Origin of the sequence: Nocardiopsis gilva YIM 90087 (assembly GCF_002263495.1) — a bacterium.
Taxonomy (GTDB): Bacteria; Actinomycetota; Actinomycetes; order Streptosporangiales; family Streptosporangiaceae; genus Nocardiopsis_C; species Nocardiopsis_C gilva.
On the sequence record NZ_CP022753.1, the window covers coordinates 2,253,622 to 2,267,585 of the forward strand.

At 70.5% G+C, this 13,964-nt stretch carries 15 protein-coding genes; 10 read left to right on the forward strand and 5 right to left on the reverse strand.

Going from position 1 to position 13,964, the window contains the following annotated elements; translation table 11 throughout:
* Window positions 1–145 precede the first annotated feature (145 nt).
* From CDO52_RS10365 to CDO52_RS10380, 4 genes are all read right to left on the reverse strand, one after another.
* Complete coding sequence (locus CDO52_RS10365) at window positions 146–1,300, reverse strand: L-cysteine desulfhydrase Cds1 (RefSeq protein ID WP_017621095.1); 1,155 nt, start codon at window positions 1,298–1,300, stop codon at window positions 146–148.
* 118 nt (window positions 1,301–1,418) lie between these two features.
* Complete coding sequence (locus tag CDO52_RS10370; RefSeq protein ID WP_026126267.1) at window positions 1,419–1,745, reverse strand: tetratricopeptide repeat protein; 327 nt, start codon at window positions 1,743–1,745, stop codon at window positions 1,419–1,421.
* A gap of 70 nt (window positions 1,746–1,815) precedes the next feature.
* Window positions 1,816–2,319, reverse strand: coding sequence for a beta-class carbonic anhydrase (locus CDO52_RS10375; protein ID WP_017621097.1), 504 nt, complete (start codon window positions 2,317–2,319; stop codon window positions 1,816–1,818).
* Window positions 2,320–2,482: 163 nt separating this feature from the next.
* Window positions 2,483–4,960, reverse strand: coding sequence for a DNA gyrase/topoisomerase IV subunit A (locus tag CDO52_RS10380; RefSeq protein ID WP_017621098.1), 2,478 nt, complete (start codon window positions 4,958–4,960; stop codon window positions 2,483–2,485).
* Window positions 4,961–5,491: 531 nt separating this feature from the next.
* Here CDO52_RS10380 and CDO52_RS10385 point away from each other — a divergent pair.
* The 9 genes from CDO52_RS10385 (at window position 5,492) to mnhG (ending at window position 11,793) form a co-directional block, all read left to right on the forward strand.
* Window positions 5,492–7,708 carry a proton-conducting transporter transmembrane domain-containing protein gene (locus CDO52_RS10385; protein ID WP_232524432.1) on the forward strand — a complete coding sequence of 739 codons (2,217 nt, stop codon included), beginning with the start codon at window positions 5,492–5,494 and terminating at the stop codon, window positions 7,706–7,708.
* On the forward strand, window positions 7,615–8,115 hold the full coding sequence (gene mbhE, locus CDO52_RS28670) for a hydrogen gas-evolving membrane-bound hydrogenase subunit E (RefSeq protein WP_232524433.1): 501 nt from the start codon (window positions 7,615–7,617) through the stop codon (window positions 8,113–8,115). Before CDO52_RS10385 ends, mbhE begins: the two co-directional genes overlap by 94 nt.
* Window positions 8,116–8,123: 8 nt before the next feature.
* Entirely contained in the window at window positions 8,124–8,381 is a 258-nt protein-coding gene (locus CDO52_RS28675) for an MnhB domain-containing protein (RefSeq protein ID WP_232524434.1), read from the forward strand.
* Entirely contained in the window at window positions 8,378–8,596 is a 219-nt protein-coding gene (locus CDO52_RS28680) for a hypothetical protein (RefSeq protein ID WP_232524435.1), read from the forward strand. The genes CDO52_RS28675 and CDO52_RS28680 overlap by 4 nt, the downstream gene beginning before the upstream one ends.
* Window positions 8,593–8,967, forward strand: coding sequence for an NADH-quinone oxidoreductase subunit K (locus CDO52_RS10395; RefSeq protein WP_017621101.1), 375 nt, complete (start codon window positions 8,593–8,595; stop codon window positions 8,965–8,967). Before CDO52_RS28680 ends, CDO52_RS10395 begins: the two co-directional genes overlap by 4 nt.
* Window positions 8,964–10,490 (forward strand): Na+/H+ antiporter subunit D, encoded by a 1,527-nt coding sequence (locus tag CDO52_RS10400; RefSeq protein ID WP_017621102.1) that lies wholly within the window; start codon window positions 8,964–8,966, stop codon window positions 10,488–10,490. Before CDO52_RS10395 ends, CDO52_RS10400 begins: the two co-directional genes overlap by 4 nt.
* Window positions 10,487–11,080, forward strand: a complete 594-nt coding sequence (locus tag CDO52_RS10405) for a Na+/H+ antiporter subunit E (RefSeq protein WP_017621103.1) — start codon at window positions 10,487–10,489, stop codon at window positions 11,078–11,080. Before CDO52_RS10400 ends, CDO52_RS10405 begins: the two co-directional genes overlap by 4 nt.
* 64 nt (window positions 11,081–11,144) lie before the next feature.
* The gene (locus CDO52_RS10410) at window positions 11,145–11,417 is read left to right on the forward strand and encodes a monovalent cation/H+ antiporter complex subunit F (RefSeq protein WP_017621104.1); all 273 of its coding nucleotides are present in this window, start codon (window positions 11,145–11,147) and stop codon (window positions 11,415–11,417) included.
* Window positions 11,404–11,793, forward strand: coding sequence for a monovalent cation/H(+) antiporter subunit G (gene mnhG, locus CDO52_RS10415; protein WP_017621105.1), 390 nt, complete (start codon window positions 11,404–11,406; stop codon window positions 11,791–11,793). Before CDO52_RS10410 ends, mnhG begins: the two co-directional genes overlap by 14 nt.
* A 10-nt stretch (window positions 11,794–11,803) precedes the next feature.
* Here the strand turns inward: mnhG and CDO52_RS10420 are convergent, their stop codons facing one another.
* Window positions 11,804–12,118, reverse strand: a complete 315-nt coding sequence (locus CDO52_RS10420; protein WP_017621106.1) for a hypothetical protein — start codon at window positions 12,116–12,118, stop codon at window positions 11,804–11,806.
* A 451-nt stretch (window positions 12,119–12,569) separates the two neighbouring features.
* Between CDO52_RS10420 and CDO52_RS10425 the strand changes: the two genes are divergently transcribed.
* Window positions 12,570–13,955 (forward strand): hypothetical protein, encoded by a 1,386-nt coding sequence (locus tag CDO52_RS10425; RefSeq protein WP_017621107.1) that lies wholly within the window; start codon window positions 12,570–12,572, stop codon window positions 13,953–13,955.
* Window positions 13,956–13,964: the final 9 nt, after the last annotated feature.

Consider the following 13,964-nt stretch of genomic DNA (forward strand, 5'->3'; position numbering starts at 1 on the left):
GACCTAGGACACACAAGAGCGGTAAAGATCGCGCCATGGATCGTTGACGGAGTCCCGGGTGTCGGTCTCTGGCCGCGCCTGCGGTCGACTCCGAAGAGTTGTCGGTCGACTACTGAATGGAGTCGTCGCGTCCGTGGCGGTGCGCTCAGCGGTCGGGGACCCCGTCGGTCCCGCCGCTCTCCGGCGGTGCCCACGTCCCCGTGGCGAGGAAGCGCTCGATGGTGGCGGTGTAGGGCGCGAGCCCCAGCCCCGTGGCCGCCACCCAGTCATCGTCGTAGTAGCTGTGCCGGTAGCGCTCACCGCCGTCGCACAGGAGGGTGACGACGCTGCCGCGCCGCCCCTCGCGCAGCATGCGCGCGATGATCTGCCAGACGCCCCACAGGTTGGTGCCGGTGGACCCTCCGGCGCACAGTCCGGTGGCGTCGTTGAGGTGGCGCATCGCCGCGATGCTCGCGGCGTCGGGCACGGACACCATCAGGTCGATGACCGAGGCGACGAAGCTCGGCTCCATCCGGGGGCGCCCGATGCCCTCGATCCGGGAGGGCATGCCCGTGCTGTAGTCCGACGCGCCGGTGACCCAGCCGGGGAAGAACGCGGAGTTCTCCGGGTCGACCACGGCCAGCCGGGTGTGGTGGCGCTGGTAGCGCAGGTAGCGGCCGATGGTCGCGGAGGTGCCGCCGGTGCCCGCCCCCACCACGATCCAGTCGGGGACGGGGTGGCGTTCCATGGCGAGCTGTTCGAAGACCGACTGGGCGATGTTGTTGTTGCCGCGCCAGTCCGTGGCCCGCTCGGCGTAGGTGAACTGGTCCATGTAGTGGCCGCCGCACTCGGCGGCCAGCCGCTCGGCCTCGGTGTACATCTCGGCCGGGATGTCCACGAAGTGGCAGCGCCCGCCGTAGCGCTCGATCAGCTCGATCTTCTCCGGACTGGTCGACCGCGGCATCACGGTGATGAAGTCGACGCCGATGAGCCGGGCGAAGTACGCCTCGGAGACGGCGGTGGAGCCCGAGCTGGCCTCGACGACGGTGGTGTTCTCGGTGATCCAGCCGTTGGCCAGGCCATAGAGGAACAGCGACCGGGCCAGGCGGTGCTTGAGGCTGCCGGTGGGGTGGACGGACTCGTCCTTCAGGTAGAGGTCGATGCCCCACTCCAGGGGGAGAGGGAACACGTGCAGGTGGGTGTCGGCCGAGCGGTTGGCGTCGGCGACGACCCTGCGCATCGCCTCGTCCACCCAGGACCGGGTGCGCGCGCAGCTGCGGTCGACCCAGGCCGGGCCGTGTTCGTCTCCCGGGGCTGTCATACGCCGCATGCTACCCCGGTTCCCGGGCGTCAGCGCAGGTCGGGCCGGGCCCCGGGAGTGGGGCCCGGCCCGATGGGCGTCGATCGCGAGGCGGGAGCGGGAACGGCGCACCCGAGGCTCAGTCGAGCGAGCCGCCGGACATCACGGAGTGCATCCGCCGGTGCGGTGCCGCCTCGTCCTCGCGGCTCTGCCGCTCCAGTGAACGTGCCAGCGCGATGTGCGCCCAGCTGTCGCACGGGTCGAGCTCGACGAGCTTGCGGAACGTTCGCTCGGCCTTCTTCAGCTGGGCGGAGTGGAAGTAGGCCCGGCCCAGGAGTTCCAGGATCGAGCGGCTGTGCGGTTCTGATTCAGCGAGTGGGGCCAGTATCCGGGCAGCTCTGATCGGGTCGCCGAGGTCGAAGTACTTGCGGCCGCGGGCGAAGGTCTCGTAGGTCGTCTCCTCCACGTGCACCCCCAAACGTCTCCGCAGCACAACAGCCGACGGCGTTGTGCTATTCCCGCCTCGGGCCAGGGGGTCAGGCGTCGACCGGAGTGACCTTCCCGCTGTCCACGTCGTAGATCGCTCCGGCCACCGACAGCCCCTTGGGCAGCAGCGGGTGGTGCCGGATCCGCTCCAGGTCATGCCGGAGTGCGCCGAGCTGGTCGTTGTCGGTCTTGAACTCCAGGCTGCGGGTGTCCACGCCGTGGGTGGCCAGGATGGTGTCGTGCACCTCCTCGTCACTGGCGACCGAGGCCATCTTGCAGCGGGTGTGGGGGAGGACCAGGACCCGCTCGACCCCCAGCAGGTACACGGCGAGGACCAGGGTGCGCAGCGTGTCATCGGTGACGCGCGCTCCGGCGTTGCGCAGGATCTTGGCGTCGCCCGGCTGCAGGCCGAGCATGTCCAGCGGCTCGATACGCGAGTCCATGCACGTCACCAGGGCCAGCCCGCGCGCGGCCACGGGCTGCAGACCCTTCAGACGGAATTCGGCGACATAGGCCGCATTGGCCTCGAGTACGTCGTCGAAGGCGCCGCTCATCTGTTTCTCCTCCACTCTCCCCGCACCTCACCACGGGTGCGGTCGCCACATCGGCGGTGTGCTGTTCCCTCCCACTCTCTCAACCGAGGGGAGGGAACCGCACGTCAGGGTCGTCGGTGCCGTCGGTGCCGTCGGTGCCGTCAGCGGCGGCGCCGTGGCGCGATCAGGCCGGGGGCGTTGCCCCGGAGTCGGTCCGCCCACTGCCCACGATGGCGACGGGGCTGGTCAGCGGCTCGCCGGAGCCGTCGCGGCGCTGATCGAGGTCGGGCAGGCGCACCGGGCCGCCGTCGGCGCGGTTGGCGCGGGCCGGGGCGCGGCCGATCCAGGCGAACAGCAGGGTGTCCTCCCCCTTGAGGAAGCGCTGGCAGCGAACGCCGCCGGTGGCGCGGCCCTTGGCCGGGTACACCTCGAACGGCGTCACCTTCGCCGCCCCGGCCTGGGTGCCGGGCAGCGCCGTCGAGGAACCCGTGACCGTGACGACCACCGAGTCCTCGGGCAGGGCGACCACTCCGAACCACACGGCCCGGGCGTCGTCGGACAGCTTCACCCCGGCAACGCCGCCGGCCGCGCGCCCCTGCGGTCGGACGGCCGAGGCGGGGAACCGCAGCAGTTGGGCCTGCGAGGTGACGAAGACGAGGTCCTCCTCACCCGTGGACAGCTGGGCGGCGCCGATGATCCGGTCGCCCTCCTTGAGGTTGATGACCTCGAAGTCGTCCTTGTTCGTCGGGTACTCCGGCGCGACGCGCTTGACGATCCCGTGCTCGGTCCCCAGGACGATCCCCGGGCCATCGGCGTTCATCGCGACGATGGAGGCCAGCCGTTCGTCGGTGTCCAGTTCCACGAACTCGCTCGCCGGGACCCCCGCGGCCAGGGCCGGGGTGTCGCCGTCGCCGTCCGGCAGTTCGGGGAGCTCCACCACGGGCACGCGGATCATCCGGCCGAGATCGGTGATGAACCCGAGGTCGCCGCGCGTCCGCGCCGGGATCGACAGGGCGACGGCGTCGTGCTCGGTACGGAGGCCGTCGTGCATCCGCGGCAGCGTGGCACCCTTGCTGCGGCCCAGCTGGCCGGTGGTGCTCATCAGCACGTGGCAGGGCTCGTCGCCCATCTCCAGTGGAATCACCGCGCTGCGCGTGGCGCCGGAGCTCTCCCGCAGGACGGTGCGGCGGGGCACGCCGAACTCCTTGGCCACCTTGGCCAGCTCGCCGGAGACCACCTTGCGCAGCTTCTTGTCCGACTCCAGGATCGCGGTGAGCTCGGCGATCTCCGAGTTGAGCTGGTCGCGCTCGTTCTCCAGCTCCAGCCGGTCGTACTTGGTGAGTCGGCGCAGCGGAGTGTCGAGGATGTAGCGGGCCTGGGTGTCGGAGAGCTCGAAGGTCGACATCAGCCGCTGCCGCGCCTGCGCGGTGTCCTCGGACTGCCGGATCAGCGCGATGACCTCGTCGATGTTGAGCAGCGCGACGAGGAGGCCGGCGACCAGGTGCAGGCGCTCCTGGCGCTTGCTGCGGCGGTGCTCGCAGCGGCGGCGCACCACGTCGAGCCGGTGGTCGACGAAGACCTGCAGCAGTTCGCGCAGGCCCAGCGTCTGCGGCTGCCCGTCGACGAGCGCCACGTTGTTGATGCCGAAGGACTCCTCCATCGGCGTGAGCCGGTACAGCTCCTCCAGGACCGCCTCGGGGTTGAACCCGTTCTTCAGCTCGATGACCAGGCGCAGGCCCTGGTTGCGGTCGGTGAGGTCCTTGAGGTCCGAGATGCCCTGCAGCTTCTTGGACTGGACCAGCTCCTTGATCCGGCCGACGACCTTCTCCGGGCCGACGTTGTAGGGGAGCTCGGTGATGACCAGGCCGGTGCGGCGCGGCGAGACCTTCTCGATGGAGACGGTGGCGCGGGTCTTGAAGGTGCCGCGGCCCTTGGCGTAGGCGTCGCGGATGCCGTCGAGCCCGTTGATGGTGCCGCCGGTGGGCAGGTCCGGGCCGGGCACGAACTCCATGAGCTCGTCCAGCGTGGCGTCGGGCTTGGCGATGAGGTGCCGCGCGGCCGCGATGACCTCGCCCAGGTTGTGCGGGGCCATGTTGGTGGCCATGCCCACCGCGATCCCCGAGGCGCCGTTGACCAGGAGGTTGGGGAAGGCCGCCGGGAGCACCTCCGGCTCCATCTCCTGGCCGTCGTAGTTGGGCTGGAAATCCACGACGTTCTCGTCGATGGACGTGACCAGGAGCTGGGCGGCGCGGGCCATCCGGGACTCGGTGTAGCGCATGGCGGCGGGGGCGTCGTCGCCGCCCAGCGAGCCGAAGTTGCCGTGCCCGTCGACGAGCGGGACGCGCATGGCGAAGTCCTGGCTCATCCGCACCATGGCGTCGTAGATCGCGCTGTCGCCGTGGGGGTGGAGCTTACCCATCACCTCGCCGACCACGCGGGCGCACTTCACGTGGGCGCGGTCGGGGCGCAGCCCCATCTCGTTCATCTGGTAGAGGATGCGGCGCTGTACCGGCTTCATCCCGTCGCGGGCGTCCGGCAGCGCGCGCGAGTAGATCACCGAGTAGGCGTACTCCAGGAAGCTGCCGCGCATCTCCTCGGAGACATCGATGTCGATGATCTTCTCGGCGGGTTCCTCAGGGGGAGCGGATGTAGTACGGGCCATGCCGGTAATTCTGACCCGCCGAAGAGACCATCGCGAACCGATTGGCGCGATCGGGCGCGGCGCGGGGCCGGAATCGGCGGCGCAGAGGGGCGTCAAGATCCCGTTAAAACCGCGTGAAGAGGCCGTTCCCAGGGCGGTGAACGGGTGGCAGAAGGACGGTGATGACTACTTTGTGTGATGCTTTCCCCCGACGTCTGCGGTTCCGTCCGACGGGAGCGAATCGGCCCTCCGACCGCCGTTTCGGGCATTCGGTGAGATCAAACACGGTGTATCTGGGAACTCGCCCCGGCCCGCGATGGGCTCCGCCGGCGTTGTTCCTGGTCGGGCCGGTGCAGCACGGAGAGTAATTATACGCGGAGGGTGAAAAAGCGCGGCGAATGCTACACCGGATCGCGTCGGAGTCAAGGTGTGCTGTGTGACTCAGGCTAATCTTGCGGTGTCCGGTCCGCCCAACCCCGTCCCACCCCGTCCGTTCACCGCCCGGAGGTGAGCACCGCGCACTCCGGAGCGCTCCCAACGGTTGGCCTCCACATGCTGTTGCCCTTCATCCTCCTGCTGCACGCCGCGGTCGCCGCGCTGCTGCCGCGGCTGGTGCGCGCCCTGGGCCCGCGCGCGTTCCTGGTGGCGGCCCTCCCGCCCGCGACGGCCGCGATCTGGGCCCTGGTCCAGGCCCCCGACGTGGTGGCCGGACATCCCGTCACCACGTCCGTGCCCTGGGTGCCCGGCCTGGGGATCGGCTTCGACCTGCTGCTGGACCCCCTCGCCCTGGCGATGGTGGTGCTGGTCAGCGGCGTCGGCGCGGTGATCTTCGGCTACTGCGCCTGGTACTTCCACGCCGAGGAGCGCGCCCTGGGGCGCCTGGCCGCCCTGCTGGTGCTGTTCTCCGGCGCGATGCTCGGCGTCGTCACGACCGACAACCTCTTCGCGCTCTTCGTCTTCTGGGAGCTGACGTCGGTCACCTCCTTCCTGCTGATCGGCCACGACGACCGCAAGGAGCACGCCCGCCGCGCGGCCACCCAGTCGCTGGTCGTCACCGCCGGGTTCGGCCTGCTGATGCTCATCGGGTTCGTCCTGCTCGGCCACATCGGCGGCAGCTACCGGATCTCCGTCCTGCTCGCCGACCCGCCGCTGGCCAGCCCCCTGCTGCCGGTGGCGCTCGTGCTCATCCTGGCGGGGGCGTTCGCCAAGTCTGCCCAGGCGCCCCTGCACTTCTGGCTGCCCGGCGCCATGGTGGCGCCGACCCCGGTCAGCGCCTACCTGCACGCCGCGGCGATGGTCAAGGGCGGGGTCTACCTCATCGCCCGGCTCGCCCCGGGCTTCGCCGACGTCGACCCCTGGCGCGCGATCGTGCTCACCTTCGGCCTGGTCACCATGGTCATCGGCGGCTGGCGCGCACTCCGCCAGGACGACCTCAAACTGCTGCTCGCCTACGGCACCGTCAGCCAGCTGGGCTTCCTCACCCTCCTCGCCGGGGCGGGGACGAAGACCGCGGCGGCCGCCACCATCGGCGTGCTGCTCGCGCACGGGTTCTTCAAGTCGACGCTGTTCCTCACCGTCGGCATCATCGACCACCAGACCGGCACCCGCAGCATCTCCCTGCTGACCGGGATCGGCCGCCGCATGCCGCTCCTGGCCGGTGCCGCAGTGCTGGCCGCCGCGTCGATGGCCGGGGTGCCCCCACTGCTCGGGTTCATCGGCAAGGAGGCGGCACTCGAGGCCTTCCTGCCCGATCGCGCCCCGGGGACGTGGCCGCTGACCGCGCCCCTCATGCTCACCGGCCTGGTCATCGCCTCCATCCTGACGTTCGGCTACAGCGCGCGCTTCGCGTGGGGCGCGTTCGCCGACAAGGAGACCGTCTCCGAACGGCGCTTCGCCGCGCCCGCCGCCGCGTTCGTCGCGGCACCCCTGCTGACCTCGGCGCTGGGCCTGCTGCTCGGCCTCTACCCCGTGCCCGTCGACGCCGTCGCGCGGGGCCACGCGGCGCTGTTCGCCGTCGGGGAGCCCTACCACCTCGCGCTGTGGCACGGACTGACCCCCACCCTGGGACTCACCGCGCTGGTGATCGCGGCCGGTGTGCTGCTGTTCCTCGGGCGGGCCCTGGTAACCCGGGTGCAGAACGCGATGCCGCGCTGGCTCGACGCCGAGGTCGGCTACCACTTCTTCCTGCACGCGGTCTACGCCGCCGCGCTGGGCGTCACCCGGCGGACGCAGAGCGGCTCGCTGCCGGTCTACCTCGGGATCATCCTGGCCACACTGCTCGCGCTGCCCGGCTCCTACCTGGTCGCGGGTCTGGCCGACGGGGGCATCTCCCTGCCCGGCGGCTCCGACGGGCCACTGCTGTGGAACACGCCGTTGGAGGGCCTGGTCGCGGTGGTCATCTCGGTCACCGCGATCGCCACCATCCGCGAACATCGGCGGTTCGGCGCGCTGATCCTGATCAGCGCGACGGGTTTCGGTATCGCCGGGCTGTTCGTGCTGTACGGCGCCCCCGACCTGGCGCTGACCCTCGTCCTGGTGGAGACGCTCACCACGATCATCCTGGTGTTCGTCCTGCGGCGGCTGCCCCCCACGTTCGGCACCCGCCCCAACGGCTGGGGCAAGCGGTTGACCGTCCTGCTCTGCGCGGCGGCCGGAACGTTCATCGCCGTCGCCCTGTGGGCGATGACGGCGGCGCGCACCGACGCGCCCATCTCGCGGGATACGCCCGGCACGCCGCCGAGGCCGGCGGGGACAACCTCGTCAACCTGATCCTCGCCGACTTCCGGGCGCTGGACACCTTCGGCGAGATCGTCGTGCTCGCGACCGCGGCGATCGCGGTGGCCTCCCTGGTCCTGCTCAACCGGCGGGCGCGCGTGGTCGTGGAGGAACCGGAGGAGGAGAACGGCGAGGACGCCCCGGCGGCGGGGAGAACTCAGTGGCCGCGACGGCCCCGAACCCGGCGGATCGGGGTCAGGCGGGTCGGCGAGCGGCGGATCGGCAGATGGGGCAACGAACGGAGGGACGCCATGACCGAGGACACCCGCCGGGTCCGCGGCGCGCCTCCGAGGGCTGGGAAGCGCCCGCGAGCGCTGGCTCAGCACAGTCACCCGCCCGGTGTTCGGCCCCGGTCGGTGCTGCTGGAGGTCGTCGCCCGGCTGCTCATCCCTCGATCCTGACCTTCGCGGTGTTCCTCCTGGTCTCCGGGCACGACCGGCCCGGCGGAGGATTCGCGGCCGGTCTGGTCGCCGGGATGGCCTACGTCCTGCGCTACATCGCGGGCGGCCGCCGCGAGCTCGCCGCCGGGCTGCCGATGCGGCCCCAGGGCCTGCTCGCCATCGGTCTGCTGGTCGCCGCCGGCACCGCCACCCTCCCGCTGCTGTGGGGAGCGCCGATCCTGCAGACGTTCGCCGGCACCGCCGACCTCCCCGTCTTCGGAAGGTGAAGTTCTCCAGCTACCTCCTCTTCGAGCTGGGGGTCGTGCTCATCGTCGTCGGCCTCGTGCTGGCGGTGGTGGCCGCCCTGGGCGCGCGCATGGAGGCCGAGGAAGAGGAGGCCCGGGCCGTCAGCGCGATCCGGCGGCGCCGGATGCGACCCGCGAACACCACCCCCACGACCGCGTCCCGACCCACCACCGGAGGGAGTGAGGAAACGCCGTGAACGTCCCCGGACTCGTCCTCGTCATCGCCCTGGCGATCCTCTACTCCAGCGGCTTCTACCTGTTGCTGCAGCGCTCCCTCATGCGCGTGGTCTTCGGCATCGTCATGCTCGGCCACGCCGCGAACCTGTCGCTGATGCTGACCGACGCGGCCATCACCCTGCCGCCCCTGCTCGGCGGGCGCAGCGGGCAGATCTCCGACCCGCTGCCGCAGGCCCTGGCCCTGACCGCCATCGTCATCACCTTCGGCGTGACGACCTACCTGCTCGCGCTCGCCTACCGCGTCTGGCTGGGCGACGCCAACGACGAGGTCCCCGACGACCTGGAGGACCGGCGCATCGGGCGGCTGAGTGAGCCGGAGGACTCCCAGTGAACCTGCTGCTCGCCGGACCGTTCGTGATCCCGCTGCTGGGGGCGGGCATCACTCTGCTGCTCCGCCGCACCCCGCGCTCCCAGCAGGTGGCGGGCGTCGTCACACTGGCCGCGGTGGTCGCCGACGCGGCGTGGCTGCTGTCGCTGACCGCCGACGGCACGGTGCTCACCAGCCACGCCGGAAACTGGCCCGCCCCGCTGGGCATCACCCTGGTGGCCGACCCGCTGGCCGCGCTGCTGCTCACGGTCTCGGCTGTCGTACTGATCCTGGTGCTCCTGTACGCCATCGGCCAGGACATCGGCGGCCTCAGCCGCGCCACCCCGCAGACCTTCCATCCCCTGTACCTGGTGCTCACCGCCGGGGTCTGCCTCAGCTTCCTGGCCGGGGACCTGTTCAACCTGTTCGTCGCCTTCGAGGTCATGCTGACCGCGAGCTACGCGCTGATCACCCAGGCCCCCACCCGGGCGCGGGTGCGCGCCAGCATGATCTACACCGTCGTCGGGCTCACCTCCTCGATCCTGTTCCTCACCGGGATCGCGCTGGTCTACGCGCTCGTCGGCACGGTGAACATGGCCGACATCGCCGTCAAGCTCGACGGCGCCCCCGACGACCTGCGCATGGTGCTGGCGCTGCTGTTCCTGGTGGTGTTCGGGATCAAGGCCGCCATCGTCCCCATGCACTTCTGGCTGCCCGACAGCTACCCGGTGGCGATCACCCGCATCTCCGCGATCTTCGCGGCGCTGCTGACCAAGGTCGCGGTCTACGCCATCATCCGCACCCAGACCCTGCTCTTCGGCGGCGATGACGTCTCCGCGGTACTGCTGTGGATCGCGATCGCCACCATGGTCGTCGGCATCATGGGCGCCCTCGTCCAGGACGACATCAACCGGATCATGTCGTTCGCCCTGGTCAGCCACATCGGGTTCATGATCTTCGGGCTGGCGCTGAACACGGTGGCCGGAATCGCCGGGGTCATGGTCTACCTGGTCCACCACATCGTCGTGCAGGCCACGATGTTCCTGGTCAACGGCTTGGTCCGACAGTTCGTCGGGCACACGTCGCTGCGCTCCATCCGCGGTCTGACAGCGGTGTCGCCCGCCCTGGCGATCTACTTCTTCCTGCCTGCGGTCAGCCTCGCCGGGATCCCGCCGATGTCGGGGTTCATCGCCAAGGTCGCGCTGTTCCAGGCCGGTGTCGAGGTCGGCGGGTGGCTGACCTGGGTCGCCATCGGCGCGGGCCTACTGACCAGCCTGCTCACCCTCATCGCGATCTTCCGGGTGTGGACCCGCGCGTTCTGGGGGACCCCGCTGCCGGACATGCTCACGGCCCGGGCCGAGCTCAAGCGCGGCCCCGACGCCGCCGGTCTGCGGATGATGACGGCGACGACCGGCGTGATGGTCGCCGTCGGCGTGCTCGTCGCGCTGCTGGGCGGCCCGCTGGTCGACCTCTCCTTCACCGCGGCGCACGACCTGCTCGACGGCGGCGCCTACATCGAGGCCGTCCTTCCCGGAGGCGCGTCATGACCCCGCCGCTCGCGCACGACCACCCGGCCGCCGCGCGCCCCCGCTGGCGCCGGATCCTGGGGCGACTGCCCACGGTCGCCTGGCTGACCGTGATGTGGACGCTGCTGTGGGGCGACGCGAGCCCGGGAACCGTCCTCGCCGGGGCCGGGGTCGCCACGGTCTGCTACTCCGTGGCCAAGCTGCCGCACATCCCGGTCCGGCTGGGCTTCCGCCCGCTGCGCGTGCTGCGGCTCATCGGACACTTCGTGTCCGACCTGATCCTCTCCAGCGCCCACGTCGCCTTCCGGGTGCTGTGGCGGCCGCGCGAGGCCAACGGCGCGATCGTCGCCGTGCCGATGCGCACCGACTCCGACCTGCTGCTGGCCATGGTCAGCGGGGGGCTCTCGCTCATCACCGGGAGCCTGGTCATCGAGCTCAACCGGGACCAGGGCGTCATCTACGTGCACGGCATGCCGATCGGGACGCCGGAGGAGGCGGAACGGCTGCGCCGCCGCGTGCGGCGCACCGAGGAGCTGTTCGTCCGGGCGTTCGGCACCGCCGACGACATCGCCGGGTTCGAGGCGGCGGAGGAGGAGTTCTCCCGTGAATGAGACGGCGGCGCGATCACCGCGCCACAGCGGCGAACCGGCCACCGCGCGGAAGGGTGGGTGAGACATGCTCGACATCGTCTACACGGCGACCGCCGCCATGCTGGCGCTGGCGGTGCTGTTCGTCCTGTTCCGGCTGGTGCGCGGACCCTCCGTGCTGGACCGGGTCATGTGCCTGAGCACGCTGTCGGTGCTGTTCGTCAGCTTCGTGGCGGTGGAGATGGCGGTGCGCGGGGACAACGCCTACATCGGCGTGATGGTCAGCATCGCGCTCCTGGGCTTCGTCTCCACGCTGACGGCGGCGCGGTTCGCGGAGAGGCGGGCGCATGACCGCGACTGACGTGATGACCGCCGTGCTGATGCCGCTCGGCGCCCTGTTCACCCTCTTCGGCACGCTGGGCCTGCTGCGGTTCCCGACGCTGCTGGGCCGCATGCACGCCGCCACCAAGCCCGACACCGTCGGCCTGGTGCTCATTCTCGCGGGCGCGGCGTTCCAGCTCCCCGACGTGGCGGCCGCCGCCCCGCTGGTGCTGGTCGCCCTCTTCCAGTTCATCACCATCCCGGTGCTCGCCCAGACCATGGGCCGGGTGGCCTACAGCCGCGGCGAGACCGAGGAGGAGCACCTGGTCGTCGACGAGCTGGCCGACGCCGTGCATGCGAGCGGAACGGGGAACGGAGCCGACGCCCCGGAGGAGCCGGGGCCGCGGCGCCGGTGAGCCCCCGGCCTCAGGTCGGCGGATGGCGCCGCATGTCGTCCAGCACACGCCGCAGTCCCGGCTCGCGGTAGGTGGCGGCGAAGCGCAGCACCAGGTCGGAGTCGCAGCGGGTGTCGGGCAGGATCTTGGTGATGGCCGCGCACTGCAGCGTCACCCAGTCCAGGCGGCGCAGTACGTCGGGCGGCAGCACGTCATAGAGGTGCAGGGGGCGGTCGCCCGGTTCGGGCGGGGGATGGCCGGAGGCGGCGGCGTGCCCCTCGGCCCACGCCCTCCAGGCGGCGTCGAAGGACCCACCGCGGCTCAGGTCGGTGAGGTCGACGCTCATGACGAGGGGGCCGGGGCGAGCTGGGTCTCCCCGTTCCCCCTGCAGAAATAGCACTTGCCGGATCCGTCGGGGCTGTTACCGGAGCCGCCGCAGCGGGGACACGGACGGGCCATGGGTGGTTCTCTCCTTGAGACGATCGCGCGTGACGACGCGGTCTCCGCGAGGTCGGCTGTGACCGCGGTTTCCTAGGAGCTTAGGGCGACGTCGCGCCGCTTGTGGGGACTTTCGGCGATTTCGGTCGGTGCGGGCACGGGCTCGGCAGACGACCAAGATCGTCCCCGGATCCGCCCGGATGACACGGCCCGGGCGCCGTATTCCGCGCCTTCGAACGGAAATACCGCCCTGCGACGTGGTGTTTCCTGCGCTGGATATCCGATGGTCGTTCACGGCGGCGGAGATTCGAATTACTCTGGCGTTTCCAGTGCGCTCCGATCGGGTCGGAGGATCCCACATGCGGTATCGAAGAACGGCCGCGGAGGTGCTGAGCGGGATCATCGTGGCGCCATTGGCGGCGGTCGCGGTGGCGGACGTCGCGGACCGCGACCATTCGACCGAATGGCGCCTGGTCGCGGAGGAGGATTTCGGTGATCCCCTGCACATCGACGCCGCCCCCTGGACGCGTGACCCGCAGGACCGGGGCAGTCCCTGGTATATCGACGCGTTCGGGGACGACGGCGAGGCGTGGCACGCGATCAGTGACCCCGATTTCTCCGAGCAGCTCGCCACCCTGGACGTGTATCGCAAACGTGTGGCCTTCGGCCAGGACGGCTGGTTGACCGCGGAGATCGCGGCCGTGGACAAGGACACGTCCGGCGCACCCGACTCATCTCCGGGCCTGTCCACCGTCGAGCTGCCGGACGGGCAGCGTGCCGCCCGGATCGACGAACCCAGCTGGGACGCCGGTGTGCTGATCCGCTCCACCGACCCGCTCCCGGAGCGGTACCGCGTGGAGATGACGCTCCGCGACATCGACTTCGGCGGAATGCGGGACGGTTCGTTCGAATACGACGGAAAGTACAACGGGTACCGGACCGAAAACACGTGCAAGACGAGTTTCCCGTGGACCTTCAACGGCGCGCTGCCCGGAGTCGGCCGCTGCGACTACCACAACGTGACCAAGGAGAACGGCTTCTACTATCTCGGGATACTCGACCACGCCACGCCGTCTCCGCAAGGCAACCCCGGGATCCACTTTCGCCGCAAAGTGGTCATGGACGGCTATTACAGCCACCAGACGTGGTCGCTCAAGAACGGCGTCTGCGACCCGGAAACCGGAAAGATCCACGGCGTCGACGACGGGACGTTCAACGGCGTCAACGCGATCTTCATCCGCGGCGACAAAATGCGCTCCGGAATCAACAACATCGGCAACGAGTACTACTTCAAGACCGCCTGCGGAGAATACTCCGGCGATGAGCCCTTCGACGACGAGGGGCGGTATTCGGGCATCCTCACCAGCACCGAGCTGCGTCCCGAACTCCTGCCGGAGGCCGCCTACCGCTTCGCCGTCGAACGCGACGCCGCCGGCTACACGCTGGAGATGAGCGGTCCGTTCCGGCACAGCGGGGCGCCCGGGCCGATCACGCTGCGCTTCCGGCACGACTTCGTCGAGGACGGCCGCCCGATCTGGCACTACAACCAGACGCCCGAGGAGTACGACGGCGCCTTCGACCGCAGCCTCACGCACACCGGCCACTCCGGCACCTACACGACCGAGCACGCCTGGCCCGCCGGGTCCGCCTACCCCGACTCCCTCATCATCGGCGACCCCCACCTGAACTTCTACGAGGGCTCCGCCGTGGTCGACGACATCCGCCTCTATGTTCCCGAGAAGTGAGAGCGCGTC